This window comes from Bacteroidales bacterium (genome assembly GCA_023229505.1).
Lineage (GTDB): Bacteria > Bacteroidota > Bacteroidia > Bacteroidales > JAGOPY01 > JAGOPY01.
In genome coordinates this window covers 1-19,016 of record JALNZD010000013.1, presented here as the reverse complement: position 1 = coordinate 19,016, position 19,016 = coordinate 1, and the positions used below count along the sequence as shown (strand labels likewise).

At 40.2% G+C, this 19,016-nt stretch carries 16 protein-coding genes; 1 reads left to right on the top strand and 15 read right to left on the bottom strand.

Annotated elements, in window-relative coordinates; all coding sequences use genetic code 11:
- Positions 1-4: 4 nt before the first annotated feature.
- The 7 genes from M0Q51_06310 to bamD all read right to left on the bottom strand — a co-directional run bounded on the left by M0Q51_06310 (position 5) and on the right by bamD (position 7,110).
- The gene (locus M0Q51_06310) at positions 5-1,147 is read right to left on the bottom strand and encodes an acyl-CoA dehydrogenase family protein (protein ID MCK9399592.1); all 1,143 of its coding nucleotides are present in this window, start codon (positions 1,145-1,147) and stop codon (positions 5-7) included.
- Positions 1,148-1,241: 94 nt separating this feature from the next.
- Complete coding sequence (locus tag M0Q51_06305; GenBank protein MCK9399591.1) at positions 1,242-2,075, bottom strand: SDR family oxidoreductase; 834 nt, start codon at positions 2,073-2,075, stop codon at positions 1,242-1,244.
- A 25-nt stretch (positions 2,076-2,100) separates the two neighbouring features.
- Positions 2,101-3,771 (bottom strand): DNA repair protein RecN, encoded by a 1,671-nt coding sequence (recN, locus tag M0Q51_06300; protein ID MCK9399590.1) that lies wholly within the window; start codon positions 3,769-3,771, stop codon positions 2,101-2,103.
- 14 nt (positions 3,772-3,785) lie between these two features.
- A complete protein-coding gene (locus tag M0Q51_06295; protein MCK9399589.1) occupies positions 3,786-4,643 on the bottom strand; it encodes a DUF4835 family protein in 858 nt (285 codons plus the stop codon).
- Between the two features lie 79 nt (positions 4,644-4,722).
- Complete coding sequence (gene coaBC, locus M0Q51_06290; protein MCK9399588.1) at positions 4,723-5,922, bottom strand: bifunctional phosphopantothenoylcysteine decarboxylase/phosphopantothenate--cysteine ligase CoaBC; 1,200 nt, start codon at positions 5,920-5,922, stop codon at positions 4,723-4,725.
- An 8-nt stretch (positions 5,923-5,930) separates the two neighbouring features.
- Complete coding sequence (locus M0Q51_06285; protein MCK9399587.1) at positions 5,931-6,272, bottom strand: DNA-directed RNA polymerase subunit omega; 342 nt, start codon at positions 6,270-6,272, stop codon at positions 5,931-5,933.
- A 10-nt stretch (positions 6,273-6,282) separates the two neighbouring features.
- Positions 6,283-7,110, bottom strand: coding sequence for an outer membrane protein assembly factor BamD (gene bamD, locus M0Q51_06280; protein ID MCK9399586.1), 828 nt, complete (start codon positions 7,108-7,110; stop codon positions 6,283-6,285).
- Between the two features lie 150 nt (positions 7,111-7,260).
- Between bamD and M0Q51_06275 the strand changes: the two genes are divergently transcribed.
- On the top strand, positions 7,261-8,508 hold the full coding sequence (locus tag M0Q51_06275; GenBank protein ID MCK9399585.1) for an aminotransferase class I/II-fold pyridoxal phosphate-dependent enzyme: 1,248 nt from the start codon (positions 7,261-7,263) through the stop codon (positions 8,506-8,508).
- 19 nt (positions 8,509-8,527) lie between these two features.
- On the opposite strand, the gene M0Q51_06270 is transcribed toward M0Q51_06275, so the two are convergent.
- The 8 genes from M0Q51_06270 to M0Q51_06235 form a co-directional block, all read right to left on the bottom strand.
- The gene (locus M0Q51_06270; protein ID MCK9399584.1) at positions 8,528-10,249 is read right to left on the bottom strand and encodes a T9SS type A sorting domain-containing protein; all 1,722 of its coding nucleotides are present in this window, start codon (positions 10,247-10,249) and stop codon (positions 8,528-8,530) included.
- Positions 10,250-10,279: 30 nt separating this feature from the next.
- A complete protein-coding gene (gene dapA / locus M0Q51_06265) occupies positions 10,280-11,182 on the bottom strand; it encodes a 4-hydroxy-tetrahydrodipicolinate synthase (GenBank protein MCK9399583.1) in 903 nt (300 codons plus the stop codon).
- Positions 11,175-11,756 (bottom strand): hypothetical protein, encoded by a 582-nt coding sequence (locus M0Q51_06260; protein MCK9399582.1) that lies wholly within the window; start codon positions 11,754-11,756, stop codon positions 11,175-11,177. The genes dapA and M0Q51_06260 overlap by 8 nt, the downstream gene beginning before the upstream one ends.
- Positions 11,757-11,797: 41 nt before the next feature.
- The gene (locus M0Q51_06255; protein MCK9399581.1) at positions 11,798-12,316 is read right to left on the bottom strand and encodes a flavin reductase; all 519 of its coding nucleotides are present in this window, start codon (positions 12,314-12,316) and stop codon (positions 11,798-11,800) included.
- Positions 12,316-13,950 (bottom strand): ABC transporter substrate-binding protein, encoded by a 1,635-nt coding sequence (locus M0Q51_06250; protein ID MCK9399580.1) that lies wholly within the window; start codon positions 13,948-13,950, stop codon positions 12,316-12,318. The genes M0Q51_06255 and M0Q51_06250 overlap by 1 nt, the downstream gene beginning before the upstream one ends.
- Positions 13,951-13,996: 46 nt before the next feature.
- Entirely contained in the window at positions 13,997-16,483 is a 2,487-nt protein-coding gene (gene lon / locus M0Q51_06245) for an endopeptidase La (GenBank protein MCK9399579.1), read from the bottom strand.
- A 183-nt stretch (positions 16,484-16,666) separates the two neighbouring features.
- A complete protein-coding gene (locus M0Q51_06240; GenBank protein ID MCK9399578.1) occupies positions 16,667-17,848 on the bottom strand; it encodes a GlmU family protein in 1,182 nt (393 codons plus the stop codon).
- 77 nt (positions 17,849-17,925) lie between these two features.
- Positions 17,926-18,201, bottom strand: a complete 276-nt coding sequence (locus tag M0Q51_06235; GenBank protein ID MCK9399577.1) for a type B 50S ribosomal protein L31 — start codon at positions 18,199-18,201, stop codon at positions 17,926-17,928.
- Positions 18,202-19,016 lie beyond the last annotated feature (815 nt).

Below are 19,016 nucleotides of genomic sequence, written 5' to 3'. Positions count from 1 at the left end.
GAATTTATTTCAGGACATGTTTGGAAACAACCTGCCTGTTGACCTGGTTGGTCCCTTCATAAATCTGTGAAAGCTTAGCGTCCCGCATCATCTTTTCAACAGGATGTTCCTTTGAATATCCTTCTCCACCCATAACCTGTACGGCATTGGTAGTGACTTTCATTGCAACATCAGTTGCAAAATATTTCGACATAGCAGATAGCTTCGAGAAATCTTTCTGCTGCGTATCATAGGCCCATGCAGCCCGCCAAACAAGCATCCTGGCCGCTTCAATTTCAGTAGCCATATCCGCTATCATGAAAGCTACACCTTGTAAGTTGGTTACCGGATGACCAAACTGAATCCTTTTTTTAGCCCATTCCCTGGAATAATCATAAGCCGACTGGGCGTTTCCCACTGCTGCTGCTGCAACACCCGTCCGGGTCCTGTCGAAAGTTTTCATGGCGATTAAAAAGCCATAACCTTCTCCTCCAATAAGGTTCTTCGATGCTACTTCAACATTTTCAAACTTGATTTCATTCTGGACGGAGGCACGCTGACCCATTTTATCAAGCCGGGAGACCATAGTAATACCAGGGAGGTCCTTATGAACCGCAAAAGCGCTCAGGCTTCGTGAACCGCGTTCAGGATCAGCAAGGGCAAATACAGTAATGTACTCAGCTACTTCACCATTGGTTATGAATCTTTTGTGACCATTTAATATGTATTTGTCACCGTTTTTTATTGCAGTTGACTTGATACCCTGCACATCTGATCCGGCGTTGGGCTCAGTGAGTGCATATGCTGCAACACTCTTTTTTTCAAAGATCTCACCGAAAATGCGTTTTTTTTGTTCGTCGGAACCCATTATTAAAAGCGGGGTTAGTGCTAATGTGCTGGCATCGACGCAAATGCCAATCCCGGTGCATCCATATCCCAATTCTTCAGAAGCAAGTGCCCCGTCGAGGATGTTATGTCCTTGCCCCCCATATTCAACAGGCACGGATGCGTGGATGATCTTCTCATCATAAGCGGCACGAACGATATCCCAGGGAAATTCTGCCAGTGCATCGTACTTCATCCGGTTGGGAATAATCCAGCGATTGGAAAAATCACGATACTTTTCGATGATTTCCTGGTGTCTTGTATCTAACTGAAAATTAATCATAAGGGAATATGAATTATATTTTTAGCGTAAAAAGTGAATTCTCTAACAAATATAAAAGATTATTGATTTCTCCAATCGCAATTGTCAATTAATCTTAACAATGCTCGCAGTTAAAGCTCTTGTTATACATTTCCATAGCTCTTAAACTCATACCCATACTGGAAAATCCACCGTCATGATAGAGGTTTTGCATAGTTACTTTTTTTGTCAGATCGGAAAACAACGTTATGCAATAGTTTGCGCATTCTTCTGCCGTTGCATTTCCAAGAGGCGAATTCCGCTCGGTGAAATCCATCAGGCCACTCATCACCCTGACTCCACTACCTGCAGTGGTCATGGTCGGTGATTGTGAAATAGTGTTTATCCTGATTTTTCTTTCTCTGCCATATATATAACCAAAGCTTCGGGCGATGGATTCGAGCAGCGCTTTGGCATCAGCCATATCGTTGTATGCATATAGTGTTCGCTGGGCCGCAATATAGGATAATGCTACCACTGAGCCCCATTCTTTGATGGCGTTCATTCTGAAAGCTACCTGCAGAAGTTTATGAAATGATAGCGCAGAAATATCAAGGGTAGTTTTGAAATACTCATAATCAACGTCATTATAAACCCTTTTTTTCCTGACATTCATCGACATACCTATCGAATGAAGCACGAAATCGATCTTGCCGCCATAATAGTCCATCGTCTTGCTGAAAACCTGTTCCAGGTCACTGACACTGGTAGCATCTGCCGGAATCACAATAGTATTGCAAATCCTGGCTAATTCATCTACCGTCCCGAATCTCATTGCTATCGGGGTATTTGAAAGGGTGAATTCTGCCCCTTCTTCGTAAGCCTTCAATGCGACCTGCCAGGCAATTGATTTTTCATCCAGGGCTCCGAAAATAATTCCTTTTTTTCCTTTTAAGAGGTTATAAGACATTTTGACAAAATTTATTGTTTTTATCTTAGAGAATTTCTGAGGGTGATGTTAATAATTCTTTAGCTGCCGCAATGGATGCAACAGTAATTTCCCTGCCTCCGATCATCTTGGCCAGTTCAGCAACCCTCTCCTGATGGTCAAGGAATTTTATATTTGAATAAGTGACATTATTTTTACTTTGTTTGAAAACCGAATAATGATGTTGTGCTTTTCCCGCAATCTGAGGCAGATGAGTGATTGTTATAACCTGCATGTATACAGCGGCGGATGATAAAACATCCCCTACCCTACCGGCAACATCACCTGAAAGGCCATTATCGATCTCGTCAAAAATAATGGTTGGAAGGAGCTTTTTTGCAGAAATGATAGATTTTATGCTGAGCATGACCCTCGACAATTCCCCACCTGATGCAATTTCAGAGAGTGGTTTCAGTGAATGACCCTCATTGGCATTGAAATAAAATTCGATATTGTCCTGCCCACTCATACTAAAATCATGGGTATTAGAATGTTTTATTTCAAAGCGGGCTTCCGGCATACCCAGATGGTTCAAAGAAGAAATTATCTCTTTTTCCAATAGAGGAAAACCAGACTTTCTTCTGAGCGTCAATATATCCGCACTTGCTTTAAGCTCTGATTCCTGCGCCTTGACCTGGTTCTCAATATTTTTAATCTGATTTTCGATTGATGAATATTCATTCAGTTCTGCGCTCAGATTTTCAGTTATTTCAAGTAATTCCTTATTTGAATTGACGTGATGTTTATGTTGCAGCCGATAGAGCAAATCGAGCCTTTGCTGGATCAAGTTCAATTGCTCCTGATTAAACTCAATGCTATCATTTAGGCGGGCTAATTCAAGGCTGATGTCCTTTAAGTCAATCAGATCTGATTGAAGCCTCTCAGTTAATTGTTCCAGATCGGGATGATAAACTGAAATTCTGTGAAGATTTGTTTCTGCCTGTGAAAGCAGATTCAGAGAGCTATTTTCATCGTTGTTCAATAATTCCTGAACCTGGAAAAGGTTACTTTTTATCTCTTCCGCATGGGTTATCAAGGTAAGCTGTTCTTCCAACTGTTCCTGTTCTTCCGGCAATATTTCTGCAAGCGCCAGTTCATCGAATATAAATTGTTTATAATCAAGGGTTGCACGCGCATTAATTTCCTGTTCGATGAGATCTTTTAATAATTGCCTGCTGCTTTTAAGTTCCTGAAAATACCTTTGGTAATCAGAGAGTTCTATTTCCAAATCTGCAAAACTGTCGATAACTGATAACTGGAAGCCGGGATTTTGCAATGAAGTAGTGGCATGTTGTGCATGAATATCAACCAGCAAATCCCCTAATATCTTTAAATGTCCCAGCGCGACAGGTGTATCATTGATAAATGCCCTTGATTTCCCATTGGGGTTTACTTCACGCCGGAGGATAGAAATTTCTTCAAAATCCACTCCAGCCTCATCAAAAAATGATTGGAGGTTGTAATTAGCGACCGAAAAAGTTGCTTCCACAATGCATTTCCGTGTAGGATCCAGTAGAAATTGAGTATCAGCTCTTTTCCCTAGTACCAGGTCGAGTGCGTCCATCAGGATCGATTTCCCTGCTCCTGTTTCACCGGTAATAGCTGTAAAGCCTTGGTAAAAACTGATATCAAGGTGATCAATCAGTGCATAATTTTCTATGGAAAGATGTATAAGCATATATTCCTGGCAACTTATTTCTGAAGGATTTTTTGGTACGTCATTGCATTTGCCGGATCTATTTCATTCAGGATTTTCACTGCTGCTGTTTTCTCAGTAGCTAACCCATCAGAAAAGATATTAACTAACTCATCTCTTTTGGAATCAGCGATAATTTGAAGGAATAGTAAACCTGGCCTGGATTGCTTGATCTTTTGGAGATATTCCAAAGTCGCTAAAATGGTTTGCCGGCCTTTTTCAGGAAATTCGTACATCACATCCAGTCCTTTTAAATGGTATTCATAATAAAAACTACGGAAACCAGCATAGGAAGGGTTAGTCAGGTTTTCGAGCAACCAGAATCTGTTCCTGGTATTTTCGGAGGATTTCCATCCCGTATAATTGGTATTCTGTGCAGTATTAACAATATTCAAGGCTGCTTCATAATAGGGATTTCCCCCGTTAAGCATAAAAGAATCAAAATCAAGTCCCAGCATGATATAAGCATAATAAGCCAGTACAGAAGTAAGGTTGCTTGAAAACATTCCAACACTAAAATCAAGTGGCTGGTTTTCAATATATTCTATATCGATATCCTTATCAATATAATTGAACAGGACAGAATTATAAGATGAATTAAAAACTGGCCTGCGCAAGGCCAAGGTCATATCAAACCTGAAATAATCCGGCGAAGGGCGTTCTGTTATATTAATCAGAATGGAACATTCAATTCTTTCATTGTACTTGAAATTGTAATTTGTCCAATTGCGGTTATTCATGAATTCATAAATAGCATTTTTCATGGTTTCATATACCCTGCGGTCAGACCCTTGAATTTCTTGACTGCTGACTTCCACATTGCAAATAAACTCCTGTGACTGTACTGTTAACATAAATAAGCTCAATATCAACAATATAAATATTTTATACATAAGATTGAAGATTAACTTATAAATGTCAATAATTTGATTATCAAATTATTGATTCGATACTATTAATAATATCTTGTGCGATCTCTTTTTTGGATTTAAGCGGGAGGTGCTGGATCCGGCCTGAATTGAACAGGACAGTCACTTTATTGGTTGGGGTCTTAAAGCCTGCGCCTTCATCGCACAGTGAATTCAGAACGATGATATCCAGATTTTTGCTTTCCAGTTTTTTCCTGGCATTTTCTTCTTCATGATCGGTTTCAAGAGCAAATCCAACAAGGATTTGACCTGATTTTTTCTCTTTTCCAAGCCCTGCCAGGATGTCGCGGGTAGGTCGAAGTTTTAGATCAAGGTTAAATTCAGACTTTTTAATTTTAACAGTGGCCTGCACTGCGGGTTTATAATCAGCCACAGCAGCTGCCATTACAATGATTTCCGAAACATCTTTAACAGCCATGCACGCTTCAAACATTTCATCGGCAGAAGTTACATCGATCCTTCTGATGCCAGGGTGCTCAAGATTTAAAGCAACAGGCCCTGTAACGAGGGTTACATCTGCCCCTTTTGCTGCAAATTCTTCTGCAATAGAAAAACCCATTAGGCCGGAAGAATGGTTACCAATAAAGCGAACCGGATCAATGGCTTCATTTGTCGGACCTGCAGTTACCAAAACTTTTTTGCCACTTAATTTGCTTTTCTTTTCGGAAAAGAAGTCATTAATTAATTGAAAGATATTTTCGGGTTCTTCCATTCTACCGGCACCGCTCAATCCACTTGCGAGCTCACCAACTGCCGGATCGATCAGATAATGTCCATACGACTGAAGGATTTCAATGTTCTTTTGAGTGGCAGGATGCCTGAACATATCAAGGTCCATAGCCGGGGCAAAGAATACAGGGCATTTAGCTGATAGAAAAGCCGTAAGAAAAAAATTATCCGCTATACCATGGGCCATTTTAGCCAGAGTATTGGCTGAAACCGGCGAGAGTAAATATATATCAGCCCATTGTCCAAGCTCGACATGGCTATTCCATGTGCCATCTTCAGGATTAAATGGCTCAATAATGACCGGATTACCGGACAAGGTTGAAAGGGTCAAAGGGGTGACAAAATCCCTGGCTGCCGGGGTCATCATAATTTTAACCTCTGCCCCTTCCTTTTTAAAGAGACGGACAAGGATTGGAATCTTAAAGGCAGCTATGCTTCCTGTAATCCCGATGACTATTTTTTTATCTTTCAGCATTTACCAGATTAATGCGATTTCTTCTTTTTTATATCCCTGTGTGGATTCCGGAAATATACCTGATCGTTCAGGTATTCATTAACAGCGATCAATGTAGGTTTTGGGAGACGTTCATAAAACCTGGCAATTTCGATCTGTTCTTTATTTTCAAAGACTTCTTCCAGATTGTCATTTGTTGTAGCAAACTCCTCAATTTTTTTATTTAGTTCGTCTTTCAGCTCAAGGGCAATCTGGTTCGACCTTTTGGAAATAATAACAACTGTTTCATAAAGATTGGCTGTTTGTTCGCTGAATTTACGCGTGTCGCGGGTCACAGCTTCAGGATCTGTTTTGACTTTTTTATAATCCATCTTGTTGAAATTAATTAATATCAGAATTTTTCTTGGTAGAAGACCTGCCCTGGACATGATCCAGTACATCCCGGTTCATATTTTTAGCCTCTTTGAGATACTTAGTATCCGGGAACTGGAATACAAGTTCGTTGTAGGAATCCAACGCTGACTGATAGCGCTCTGGTTGCTTCACGCTTATGCTGAATGAGGCGTAATTATAATAAGATTTGAGAATAGAGAAAAGGATTTCCTCCTTATATTCTGAATCCGGGAAATCTTTCAGAATATTTTTAAAAGAAGAGATCGCTGCCTCATAAAGCCTCATTTTCAAGTAAAGGTTAGCTATGTCCAGGTCTTTTCGCTGCAATTTTGCCCTCAACTGGTCAATGAGTTTGTTTGCTTCCTCAACTCTGGCACTATTGGGGTAAAGGTTGATAAATAACTGTAATTCCTTAATGGCCGTTAAAGTATTAGTCTGATCAAGGCTTGAATTCGGGGAATCGAGAAAGTAGCAATATGCATTCATAAACATCGCTTCTTCAGCGAGTGCACTTCTCGGATAATTATTCACAAATCGTTTGAAATAATAACTGGCCAGGACATAATCCCTTTGGTGATAATAACAATAAGCATAATAAAACTGCATTTTTTCGGCCTTTTCCGTTCCTTGGTAAAAATTGATCAATTGCTGAAATAACTGCAGTGCACGGTAATAGTCGTTTTTTTCATAGTAATCAACAGCAGCGGCATACTTTGCCTCGTTATCGGTACTTTTAATCAATTTCTGATGCTTTCCGCAACTTGCCAGCACCAGTATTGCTAAAAGAATGTATATTTTAAAGCGGCTAAAAAACATCGGGCAAAATTACAAATTTTTAGATTACTGATAACGTGAAGGGAAGGCAATTATTATCATTGTCAAATCGTTTGAACGAAAGCGAATAATTGATAATTTTGCCGCTTAATATTGAAATAAACTTAAAAGTAACTATTAAAATCAATTGCTGTGGATATTTTTAAAAAGATTACAGAAAAGATGGGGCCATTGGGTAAGTATTATGAAATTGGCCATGGATATTATTTTTTCCCAAAGCTGGAAGGTGAAATCTCTAACCGAATGACATTCATGGGAAAGGAGAGGCTTGTCTGGAGCCTTAACAATTACCTGGGATTGGCTAATCACCCTGAGATCAGGAAAACTGATGCAGAAGCGGCGGCAAAGTATGGCCTGGCCTACCAAATGGGGGCCCGGATGATGTCAGGCCAAACGGTATATCATGAACAATTTGAAAAAGAGATAGCCGAATTCGTTGGAAAAGAGTCGGCTTACCTGTTGAATTTCGGTTATCAGGGAATGGTTTCCCTGATCCAGTCTCTTGTCGACCGGAAAGATGTGATTGTTTATGATTCGGATGCTCATGCCTGTATTATTGATGGAATGTTGTTGCACTTCGGGAAAAGGTTTGTCTACCCGCACAATAACATGAAGAACCTCGAGAAAGAATTGGAGAGGGCAACCAAGATCACACAAGAAACCGGTGGCGGGATACTCGTTATTACAGAAGGCGTTTATGGCATGGCAGGTGACCTTGGAAATCTTAAAGAAATCGTAGCATTGAAGAAAAAATATCTATTCAGGTTATTGGTTGATGATGCGCATGGTTTTGGCACTATGGGCAAAACCGGCAAGGGTACAGGTGAGCATCTTGGTGTCCAGGATGAGATTGATATCTATTTTGCCACTTTTGCCAAGGCTTTCGCAGGTATAGGTGGTTTTATCGCATCAGAGAAAGAGGTGATAAAATTCCTTATGTATAACCTGAGATCTCAGGTTTATGCAAAATCATTACCCGTTGCAATGACTATAGGGGCGATTAAAAGGCTGGAAATTCTAAGAAATGAGCCACAGCTAAGGCAGAAACTATGGACAGTTGTTAATGCATTGCAGAAAGGGCTCAGGGAAAAAGGATTTGATATCGGTAAAACTGAATCACCGGTTACGCCGGTTTATTTCTCCGGAGGAGTAAGTGAAGCAACCCAAATCACTTATGAATTGCGCGAAAAATATAACATATTTTGTTCCATAGTGGTTTATCCAGTGGTACCGAAGGGTGTAATCATGCTCCGGCTAATTCCAACTGCAGCCCATACGCTTGAAGATGTAGAATATACAATAAACGCTTTTGCCCAGGTAAAGCAAAAGCTTGATGCCGGCGATTACTCGGATGGCAAAATCAAGGCCATGAAGGTTTAGCACGGCTTCTTTATCCTGCTCAGCGGTTTATAACAATCTTTTTTATTCCGGTACCCTTTTCAGTCGAAAACCTAAAGAAATACAAACCGTTATTAAGATCCGGCAAGTTTATTGCCCGGGATGAATTGTCGATTTTCAATTGACATATTTCTTTACCCGCGAGGTCATAGACAGCAATTTGATTCACCAAGACATCAGATTCAAAATACATGACATCACCGTGAAGAGGATTTGGATAAATCCGGATCATCTTACTGATCTGGTTATTATCAATGCCACCGACACCTTCGGGAACAAGCTCAACGTTCAAAATGGTTGCCTGTCGGTTAGCAACGGAAACATTGTTTCTTACTTCAGTAAGATAACCTTGTGCTGAAAATCTCACGGTATAGTTACCTGCAAACAAAAGCCTGTGGTAATTCCCGTTAGGGAAAGAAGTATAAACCCATGAACTGTCTTTTTCATGCAGCAAGACATATATTTCAGCTTTTATCGGCATGCCGGTAACTGAGTCTCTCACGGTGCCGCGGAGGCCAAAAGTGGATTGTTCCATATAATTAAGCAGCGACCGGTAATTATAATCCCAAAGAGCAGGTAATAATTCATGCTCCAACAGTTTATTATTTGAAATTTCAAGGGTAAACTCCCTTCCTTGATGGAAGTAAGTCATGTAATCCTGTCGCCCACCTGAAATGCTATACCAGGCGTAGCCATTTGTTATGCCGTCATTAAAACCCGACATGTATCCTGGCGTACTGAAAAATTGGGCGGTATCTGCATATTCATGGCAAACATACCGCCACCAATTATCATCCGCTGCCAGTCTGCTCCAGGTATCCCATGGATAGTTGCAGACTTCAGCCCCCCCATGAAAATTGGCGGAGGAAACGAAGTGGTTGTTTTCTGCTGATTCCATGAAATGCAGGGTCTCGGCCTGCCATTCTTCGCCATCGGGATGTGGTCCGTCTTCAGGATCCGGGTAATTCCGGTTCAAATCAACCCACAGGGCATTATACCTCCTGGCCCCGCTGACGGTGTCGTTCCCCCCGGCATAAGTTCCATCAGGGTTAGCTAAAGGGTTAATCCAAATTTCAATATTATCGACCAAATTGGTCACTTTTGGAGTAGAGCCATAATTAGACAACAAGTAATCTATTAACCTTAACATTAAGATATAGCCTGTGGTTTCATCCCCATGCATGGTAGAAGTATACAGGAATTGTGGCTCATTCTCTCTAATCCCGATATTGTCGGAAATCTTTGCCATGAGCAATTCTCTTCCCTGCACAGATGTCCCAATTGAAACAATCTGGCACAGTGAAGGATAATCTGCCGCAAATTGATACATCATATCGACATAAGCCTCATAGGTTGGATAGAAATCCCATTCCTCAACATTCCTGATATCAATGTGGGATTTCATATTAAGAAATCCATTGAAATCACCCGGATGTAGTAATATTTCATAAGGGAGTCTGAAATCAAGAAAACGGGAGAATCCTTTTTTATTTGCATAAGCATAAACTATACCTGTTTCTTCAACATTATCTATGGAAATGATTCGGCTTAATTCTTGGATAGTTGCGCGATTGGCAGATTGAAAGGAAAAATACTGCTCCCCTTCTTTTTCGTATAGCTGGTTTAATACCTCTTCTTTTGCATTTGTCTGACTAAAAGAAACCAAGTTGATTAAAATAAGCGGGAAGATTATGAAAGCGAATTTAATGATCAGGTTTTTCATAGGTTCATTTCAGTAACTTCGATTAAAAGATCAGTTTATTTCCACTTGGTTTTTAAGTAAAATTTCGACCTGTTCTGCAATAATAGAATGGACATTTTTATTGACTTTAACCAAAGGCAGCCTGACATTACTTTTGCAGAGGCCAATCATCTCCATAGCAGCTTTAATACCCGACGGGTTCCCATCCATGAATATGGCATTCGTAAATCTCAGAAGGTCGAAGTGAAGGGTTCTTGCTTTCGCGAATTTACCTTTCAGGCAAAGATTTACCATATCGGAGAATTGAAGTGGAAAAGCATTGGCAACAACGGAAATTACTCCATCGGCTCCCAATGCGATCAAAGGAAGTGTCAGTGCATCATCTCCTGAAATCAAAAGGAAATCCTGAGGTTTATCTTTAATGATTTCCATGCATTGCAGCAAGTTTCCCGAAGCTTCTTTAATTCCGATGATATTGTTGAAATCCCCGGCAAGCTTTAATGTTGTTTCAGCTGAAATATTCATACTTGTTCTTCCGGGGACATTATAGAGGATAACCGGAACCGGGCAGGCACCTGCGATGGCCTTGTAATGACTGTAAAGGCCTTTTTGCTGTGGTTTGTTATAGTAAGGGCAAACGGAAAGGATTGCATCAATACCATCGAAAGAAGTTGCTTTAATAGTATTAATGACCTCCTGGGTATTATTCCCCCCCAACCCGGCAATCACAGGAACACGTTTATTGACTATTTCCACGACAAATTCAAAGACTGCAACCTTTTCATCACGTGATAATGTGACCGATTCGCCTGTGGTTCCAAGAGCCACGATATAATTGACCCCTCCTCCGATTATATGTTCAATGATTTTTTCGAAAGAGCCGAAATCGATATTTCCGGAATCATGAAATGGGGTGATAATTGCAACTCCTGTTCCCTTAAAAAGCTCAGACATTTTCTTTCGGGTTTAACATAGTTAAATATTCATGAATATTATCAAGAAATATTATCTGGTCATGATTATCCTCTGCGAGCAGCATAATGTCATAGATCAAAGCCAGCTTTTTATATTGTTTGCCAGGCATTTCATGGCTGTATGCCCCCACTTTTAGCCGGGCTCTAGACATACCTGCAATATATTTCAATGGAAATACTTTTTCAGATGCAATATTGATGCAAATATCAAATTCTGTATCCACAAAGTCCTGAACACATTGTGCCTTTGGAATATATAGCCAATTCATCTGTTTGTTATTAAAAAAGTCGAATGAAAGAACCGGGAGAAAATGATTGGTTACCAGTTTGTTACTAGCATAACCAAGCGCTCTCACTTTAATTTTCTTTTCCTGAAATTTTTGAAAATACTTTTGAATAGAATAGTAAACTGACTCTTCGGTCAATTCAAAAAGAATGCCTACTGAGCCAGCCGAATTAATATTGACAAGCTTTTTGCTCCTCTTAAGTGAGGCAATTCCTTTATTCAGAAAGTAGTTGCCTGTATTTATCCTGATTTGTTGAAAAAGATTCATCGTGCTTTGCAGAAGGGATATGTAAAATTAACAAGATTATTTCATTTTAAACTATTATCTTCCTTTATCCAGCTATTTTCTACTTTTCCGAAATACATCCTGTGATAATCTTTTCCCGGATAATTGGATTCGATTTCAGGATCGAGGAAATGACTGGGCTGCAAGTCCTGGTAATAGAGTTTCCGACATTCGAAAACCAGGCGGGCACCTTGAAAATAAATATTTCCTTTTTCTGTTTCCGCTGGTATTAAGCCTGTTTTGGCTATTTTATCCGTATCCTTGCCTGATCTGGATCCGCAAAAGTTTAAAATATCTTTATAACCGTGTCCGAAAAAACAAAGAGTGAACCATTCATATTGCTCAAGAAATTGAAAAGTGTAACGTTGGGGCCTCACAAAAATGAATGCTACGGGCTGATGCCAGAGTATACCAAAACCTCCCCATGAGGCGGTCATGGTGTTAAAATGACCGCTAACCCCTGCTGTTATCAGCATCCAGTCCTTATCCAGCAAACGGAATACGCTTTCATCAATAATATAAGGATCAATTCTTTTCATCATTACCACTTGGTTTTTTTTACCCGCTTCAAAGAAAGTAAATTTAAAGGATTAGTACCAAGGCCTTGTATGTTTTTTTGAGTAAACCTTAATACCTGGTCATAATAAAGGATAACAACCGGGGCATCATTGATCACTGCCTGATTCATTTCCCTGTAAATTCCTATTCTATCTTCGTCCCGGCTGGTTCTTTGGGATTTTTCATACAGGGAATCGCAGTATTTGCTTTGAAAGCGGGAGTAATTTGGACCAGCCGGCGCCAGGTTTTTACTTATAAAAAGTGAAAGATAGTTTTCTTCATCCGGATAATCCGCAATCCATGAAGCCCTGAAAAAATTTATCTTCGAAAAGGCTTTCATTTGCATCAACGTAGCTGCAGGGTTAACCTCTATCCTTATTCTAAGGCCGATTTCTTCCAATTGTTGCTGCAGATATTTAAAGAGATCAACGTATTCCGAAGTAGTATGAAGGGTTATCTCAGGAATGTCTTCAGGTTTTAAGTACCCGGCTTTCTTTATAAGTTGCCTTGCTTTGGCAGGATCATAGTCATAAGCTGCCAGGGAAGAGTCGAAAGCGGGTAAGCCGGGAGGAATGATCCCATAAAGCCCTGGATACCCTATATTGTTCCTCAGGTATCGGATCATTTTTCCCCGGTCAAAACCATGATTGATAGCTTGTCGGATCTCTTTATGTCTAAGTGGACTATTTTTAACGATTTCAAGAGTTGTGTCGACCAAAATTCCAAGATATTCAGTATTTAAGTAAGGTTGAGACAACATATTAAATCTGTCGTGATATTTTGGCCGCAATTGCCCTTCTTTGGTCAATAATTCATCTTTATATGATTGGTCAAGGCCAGAGATAAAGTCAAGGTTGCCTTTGACAAACTCGAGAAAGGCAGATTGTTTGTCGATCAGAAATGTGACCGCCACTGCATCAAGAAAAGGAAGCCGGCTTTCCTGTTCGAATTCGAAATAGCGGTCATTTTTAACCAGGACCAATTTTACATTTTCCTTCCATGTCCGAAAGCGGAATGGTCCCGTTCCAACCGGATTTCGCCGGAAGTCTGCCCCCTGTAATCTGATTACTTCTTCCGGAACAACACTGCAATAGATCATGGTCAGGATGCCGGAAAAGGGCGGAAATGGCTCGGACAAATGAATCTGGAATGTCGAATCGTCAACTGCAAGAAACGCGAATTCATTATCAAGGTGAACAACCTTGCTGAAAACCCAGGTTCCAGGAGAGGCCAAAGCCGGGTCAAGTATCCGGTTAAAACTGAAAACGAAGTCATGAGCTGAGACCTTCCTTCCTTTTCCTCCTGGGAAAGCAGGGTGGTCATGAAAAAACACATCGGTCCGGAGATGAAAGAGATATGTTGTCCCATTGCTGTCAACCTGCCATTCTTTGGCAATACAGGGGCGGATTTGAAGATGGTCATCAAGTTGCAGCAATCCATTATAAAGCTGGTTACATGCCCAGATATTTGCCTGGTCTTTTGCAAAAGCCGGATCCAGGGATGTAATATTGGAAAATTCATTATACCGGAATACGGTCAGTGACGGATCATTCTTGAAAGGAGATTTACAAGAGCATAAGCCGGTGAAAATAAAAAGTAAAATATAATACTTATGCATCCTGTTGGAATTTAGCACAAGTATATGAAAAAACTTAAAACAGTGATCAGTTATTCATGGCAGGGTTAACAGGTTCATTTATCACGTCAAGGTCGAGGGGGTGTGTCACCTTTTCCTTAAGCAATGAGTGGTTAACCACATCCATCATCTTTTCAACATAAATAAAATTCAATCCTTCAATATAATCTGGCTTTACCTCTTCGATATCTTTTTTATTTTCAACTGAAAGAATAATATTTTTGATCTTTGCCCTTTTAGCGGCAAGAATTTTTTCTTTAATACCTCCAACTGGCAGGACTTTCCCTCTCAGGGTAATTTCCCCTGTCATAGCAAGGTCTGAGCGCACTTTCCTTTGGGTGAAGGCAGATGCCAGCGCTGTTAACATAGTAATGCCGGCCGAAGGGCCATCTTTGGGTGTAGCGCCTTCGGGGATATGAACATGTACATTCCAGTACTGGAAAATGGCCGGGTCGAGGCCAAGGCTTGGAGCATGTGATTTTAAATATTCCAATGCAATTGTGGCCGATTCTTTCATCACATCTCCCAGGTTGCCGGTAAGGGTCAGGTTTCCTCTCCCCCGGCTCAGGCTGACTTCCACGAAAAGTATCTCCCCTCCCACTGCTGTCCAGGCCAGGCCGGTCACAACACCGGGCACATCGATACGGGTATCACGGTCTTTCTGATAGCGTGGCGCACCCATGATCTTCTCAAGGTCCTCCAGGCTAATTTTTGGATTATAATCCTCCTCCATGGCCACGAATTTAGCCCTGTTACGGATAATTTTCGCTATAACTTTTTCAAGGGACCTAACTCCTGATTCCCTCGTGTAATCATCAATGATTTTTTCCAGTATTTTTTTACTGAATATTACATGGTTTTCATTTAACCCATGCTCTCTGATCTGTTTGGGCACCAGGTGTTTCTTTGCAATTTCAACCTTTTCTTCCAGGAGGTACCCGCTCAGGTCGATGACTTCCATCCTGTCGCGCAAGGCAGGATGAATAGTGGAAAGCGTATTTGCCGTAGCCAGGAACATAACCCTGGAAAGGTCAAAAGTGATTTCAAGATAATTATCGTAAAACTCGAAATTCTGCTCCGGGTCGAGGATTTCAAGAAGCGCTGCCTGTGGATCTCCCTGGAAGTTATTTCCACTGACTTTGTCCACTTCATCCAGGACGAAAACCGGGTTCGCTGATCCGACTTTGCGGAGGCTCTGGATAATCCTGCCCGGCATGGCACCGATATAAGTCTTCCTGTGTCCCCTTAATTCCGCTTCATCACGCAAACCACCCAATGAAACCCGGATATAATTCCTGCCTAAAGCCCTGGCAATCGATTTACCCAGCGAAGTTTTACCAACACCGGGAGGCCCGACGAAACATAAAATGGGCGACTTCATGTCATTTTTAAGTTTCAGAACGGCCAGGTGTTCAATGATCCTTTCTTTTATTTTTTCCAGACCATAATGATCTTCATCAAGCACCTGCTGGGCCTTTTTTAGATTAAAACGGTCCTTGGTGAATTCATTCCACGGCAGTTCTATCATGGTTTCGAGATAGTTCATCTGGATAGAATACTCAGCTGCCTGGGGGTTCATGCGTTGAAGTTTTTTGAGTTCCTTTTCAAATGTATCTGAAACCTTAACCGACCATTTCTTCTTGGAGGCTTGTGCCTTTATATCGCTGATTTCCTGTTCATGCGGGCTTCCACCTAATTCCTCCTGGATTGTTTTTAATTGTTGGCTGAGAAGATAATCACGTTGTTGCTTGTCCAGGTCAAGTTTAACTTTATCCCGGATCTGGTTTTTTAGTTCAAGCATGTGCAATTCTTTTGCCAGGGCGGTAAGCACATCATTGGCCCGCTTCATGAGATCAGGCGTTTCCAGCAGCTTTTGCTTGTCGACCAGCTCGATGTTCAGGTTCGAAGAAACAAAATTGACGAGGAAAAAAGGGCTATCGATGTTATTTAGGGCGAAAGCAGCTTCTGACGGAATATTAGGTGAAAGTTTGATGATTTGTATGGCCAGGTCTTTAAGTGAAGCGATCAGGGCAATAAAGTGCTCATCCTTTTCGAGGTTTTTATCAAAATCGGTAAGATCTTTTATTTTAGCCCTGAAGTAAGGTTCATCCTGAATAAAGTGTTCAATTTCAAAGCGTTTTTTCCCCTGGATGATGACGGTAGTATTGCCATCAGGCATTTGTAAGATCTTGATCAGATGCGCAACGGTGCCAACCTGGTAAAGATCCTTTTGTTCGGGATCTTCAATATTTGAATCTTTCTGACCGACCACACCTATCGTCCGGTCATTGCGATATGATTCACGAATAAGCCGGATGGATTTATCACGTCCGACTGTGATAGGAATGACGACTCCGGGAAACAGGACAGTGTTTCTTAAAGGGAGAATAGGTAATGATTCGGGGAGTCTTTCAGCTTGCATAATTTCCTCTTCTTCCGAAGAAAGAAGAGGAATAAATTCGGTATCATTATCCAAACCTTCCGAAAAGCTTTTTATATTGAAGAGTTTATCCATAAAAATTTGTGTCAAATTGTCAGTTATGATTCTAATCCAAACCATATTGTCCTTCATTTTTTATCAAGCTAAGACTGCAGCCATATAATGACATTGAATATTTTTAAATAAGAGACTATAGATGTCAACTAGTGTGCCAAATAACCTGAATCAATTCGGTCCTCATGGTTTTCCGGGTATTGGTCAGGATAATGGGTCTTTTGTCAAATTATAAATATCACGCAGAATATCTTCTTCTATTTGATTAAACTCAAGGTTACGGCGTTCATATACTTTTTTTGCAACAGACACTGCCCTGTCGATATGGTAAGCTTTATATCCACCAGCTCCGCCCCAGATAAAACTTGGGACAAAATTCCTTTGATAACCTGCACCGAAAATGTTAGTGTTTATACCGACCACAGTCCCGGTATTAAACATCGTATTTATGCCACACTTGGAGTGGTCGCCCATAATCAGCCCGCAGAATTGAAGGCCTGTTTCCACAAATGTTTCGTCGGCATAATTCCACAGCTTGATATTATCGTAGGTATTCTTCAGGTTTGAAGTATTGGTATCAGCCCCGATATTGCACCATTCTCCGATAACTGACTGCCCCATAAATCCGTCATGGGCCTTATTGGAATATCCAAAGAAGACTGAATTGTTGATTTCCCCCCCGACTTTGCAAAAAGGCCCGATGGTAGTGGGTCCATATATTTTTGCCCCCATCTTCACAGTTGAGTGATCTCCGAGAGAAAAGGGACCCCTGATCAGGCTTCCCTCCATGATTTCAGCATTTTTCCCGATATAAATCGGTCCAGTGCCAGAGTTCAGGACACAACATTCCACTTTTGCGCCCTTTTCCAGGAAAATTCTGTCTCCAATGACCTGGTTCGTTTTACTTACAGGTTCTGATTTTCTTTGACTGGTGAGCAAACTGAAATCATTGCCTAAAGCCTGACCGTTCAGAGTGAAAATATCCCATGTATGATGGATTTTTAAAAAGTGACACTTTGATTCAACCATGTTGACTTTATCAACATTTTCCTCATCAAGGCTATCAAGTTCAATGGCATGTAGACGCATGGCAATGATCGCATCACCCTGAAAGAGGACTTCTCCGGTTTTCAGTAATAAAATTTCACCGACCAGATCCTCGTTCGGACAAACTGATCCGTTAATCATGATGTTGTCTTCCTCTCTTAAAATAGGATATTTTTTCCGGAGATAGTTTTCTGTTAAGGTAGATGTCGCCTGCCCAAGGTATTTTTCCCATTTTTCCCTGATCGTCATTATACCGATCCTGATATCAGCAACCGGGCGAATGTAGGTTAGCGGGAATAAATTACTTCTTCGAAAATTATCAAACAGTATGAAATTCATATGGGATATTTTAAAGTAAAATTAAAAAAAAAAGCCCTTTGCGATGGCAAAGGACTGATTTATGACTAATAACCTTTTTATTCGGTTGGGTTTTCTTTCTTGTCGAAATGCTGTTTATACCTGCTCTTAAATTTATCAACCCTTCCGGCTGTGTCAACCAGTTTCATCTTACCTGTGAAATAAGGATGGGATGTATTGGATATTTCCAATTTAATCAGTGGGTATTCTTTACCATCTTCCCATGGAATCGTTTCTTTAGATTTAGCTGTGGATTTGGTCATAAATGTATAACCATTAGACATATCTTTAAAAACGACGAAACGGTAATCTTTAGGATGAATATTTTTTTTCATGACTTTAATCCTTATAAATTTCGGGCTGCAAAGGTACTTATTTTATTTGAATAACAAAATCCGCGTGGCATATTTTAATTTATTAAAGAGGTCTTTATATTTATTAATTTAACTGTCCATTTAGATTTGTTTCTAAAACTCACCTTAATAAGAAACTTCGTGGTATAAACTACTTTATGTCTTTTTTTAATATCTTTCAGGTATAAACCCTGAGGGATAACCACCAGAGCTTCTTATGCTTCTATAAAGAAAGCGAAATATTATACGTAAGGTTTTATAGTATTTAAGAGAGAGCAATTATCTTTTATGAGATTTCGTATCTCTATGCTCAGAAGGAAATTGAATATATTGAATGCCTTTCAAGTGATTACATGGCTTTAATAACCACAAGAAAAGCGGATAGGTAATATTTAAAAAACGATGAGCAAAAATAGTATTGGAGTACACACCAATCATATTTAGACCAATTCTATATTAACCTGTAGATGTTGCAAGTCATCTTTCAAACATTATCTTTGTTCAGCAATTAATCCCCAAAGTATCTTACAAGGATTCTTTGGATTGTTTAAAATAACTGAACCCAACCCAAGATCATTATCTATTGGATAAATTGTATGCTTTGTAAAGGCATATAGTCCTTTATGATATGATCTTTTTAGTTTGATTATTTATTCAAATACTTATAATATCAATACTCCGGTAAAATTTTACGATGAAATTAACAATAACATGTTTGTAAAAACCTGCTTAATAGGCTGAAGACAAAAGAGAAAAGCATCTGCTTTGTTGTAAACCAAAACTCCAAAACAAGATGC

Bases quoted from the DNA above. Each gene is read 5' to 3' on its own strand.
- M0Q51_06310 (MCK9399592.1), bottom strand. From the start codon at position 1,147: ATGATTAATTTTCAGTTAGATACAAGACACCAGGAAATCATCGAAAAG.
- M0Q51_06305 (MCK9399591.1), bottom strand. From the start codon at position 2,075: ATGTCTTATAACCTCTTAAAAGGAAAAAAAGGAATTATTTTCGGAGCC.
- recN (MCK9399590.1), bottom strand. From the start codon at position 3,771: ATGCTTATACATCTTTCCATAGAAAATTATGCACTGATTGATCACCTT.
- M0Q51_06295 (MCK9399589.1), bottom strand. From the start codon at position 4,643: ATGTTAACAGTACAGTCACAGGAGTTTATTTGCAATGTGGAAGTCAGC.
- coaBC (MCK9399588.1), bottom strand. From the start codon at position 5,922: ATGCTGAAAGATAAAAAAATAGTCATCGGGATTACAGGAAGCATAGCT.
- M0Q51_06285 (MCK9399587.1), bottom strand. From the start codon at position 6,272: ATGGATTATAAAAAAGTCAAAACAGATCCTGAAGCTGTGACCCGCGAC.
- bamD (MCK9399586.1), bottom strand. From the start codon at position 7,110: ATGTTTTTTAGCCGCTTTAAAATATACATTCTTTTAGCAATACTGGTG.
- M0Q51_06270 (MCK9399584.1), bottom strand. From the start codon at position 10,249: ATGAAAAACCTGATCATTAAATTCGCTTTCATAATCTTCCCGCTTATT.
- dapA (MCK9399583.1), bottom strand. From the start codon at position 11,182: ATGTCTGAGCTTTTTAAGGGAACAGGAGTTGCAATTATCACCCCATTT.
- M0Q51_06260 (MCK9399582.1), bottom strand. From the start codon at position 11,756: ATGAATCTTTTTCAACAAATCAGGATAAATACAGGCAACTACTTTCTG.
- M0Q51_06255 (MCK9399581.1), bottom strand. From the start codon at position 12,316: ATGATGAAAAGAATTGATCCTTATATTATTGATGAAAGCGTATTCCGT.
- M0Q51_06250 (MCK9399580.1), bottom strand. From the start codon at position 13,950: ATGCATAAGTATTATATTTTACTTTTTATTTTCACCGGCTTATGCTCT.
- lon (MCK9399579.1), bottom strand. From the start codon at position 16,483: ATGGATAAACTCTTCAATATAAAAAGCTTTTCGGAAGGTTTGGATAAT.
- M0Q51_06240 (MCK9399578.1), bottom strand. From the start codon at position 17,848: ATGAATTTCATACTGTTTGATAATTTTCGAAGAAGTAATTTATTCCCG.
- M0Q51_06235 (MCK9399577.1), bottom strand. From the start codon at position 18,201: ATGAAAAAAAATATTCATCCTAAAGATTACCGTTTCGTCGTTTTTAAA.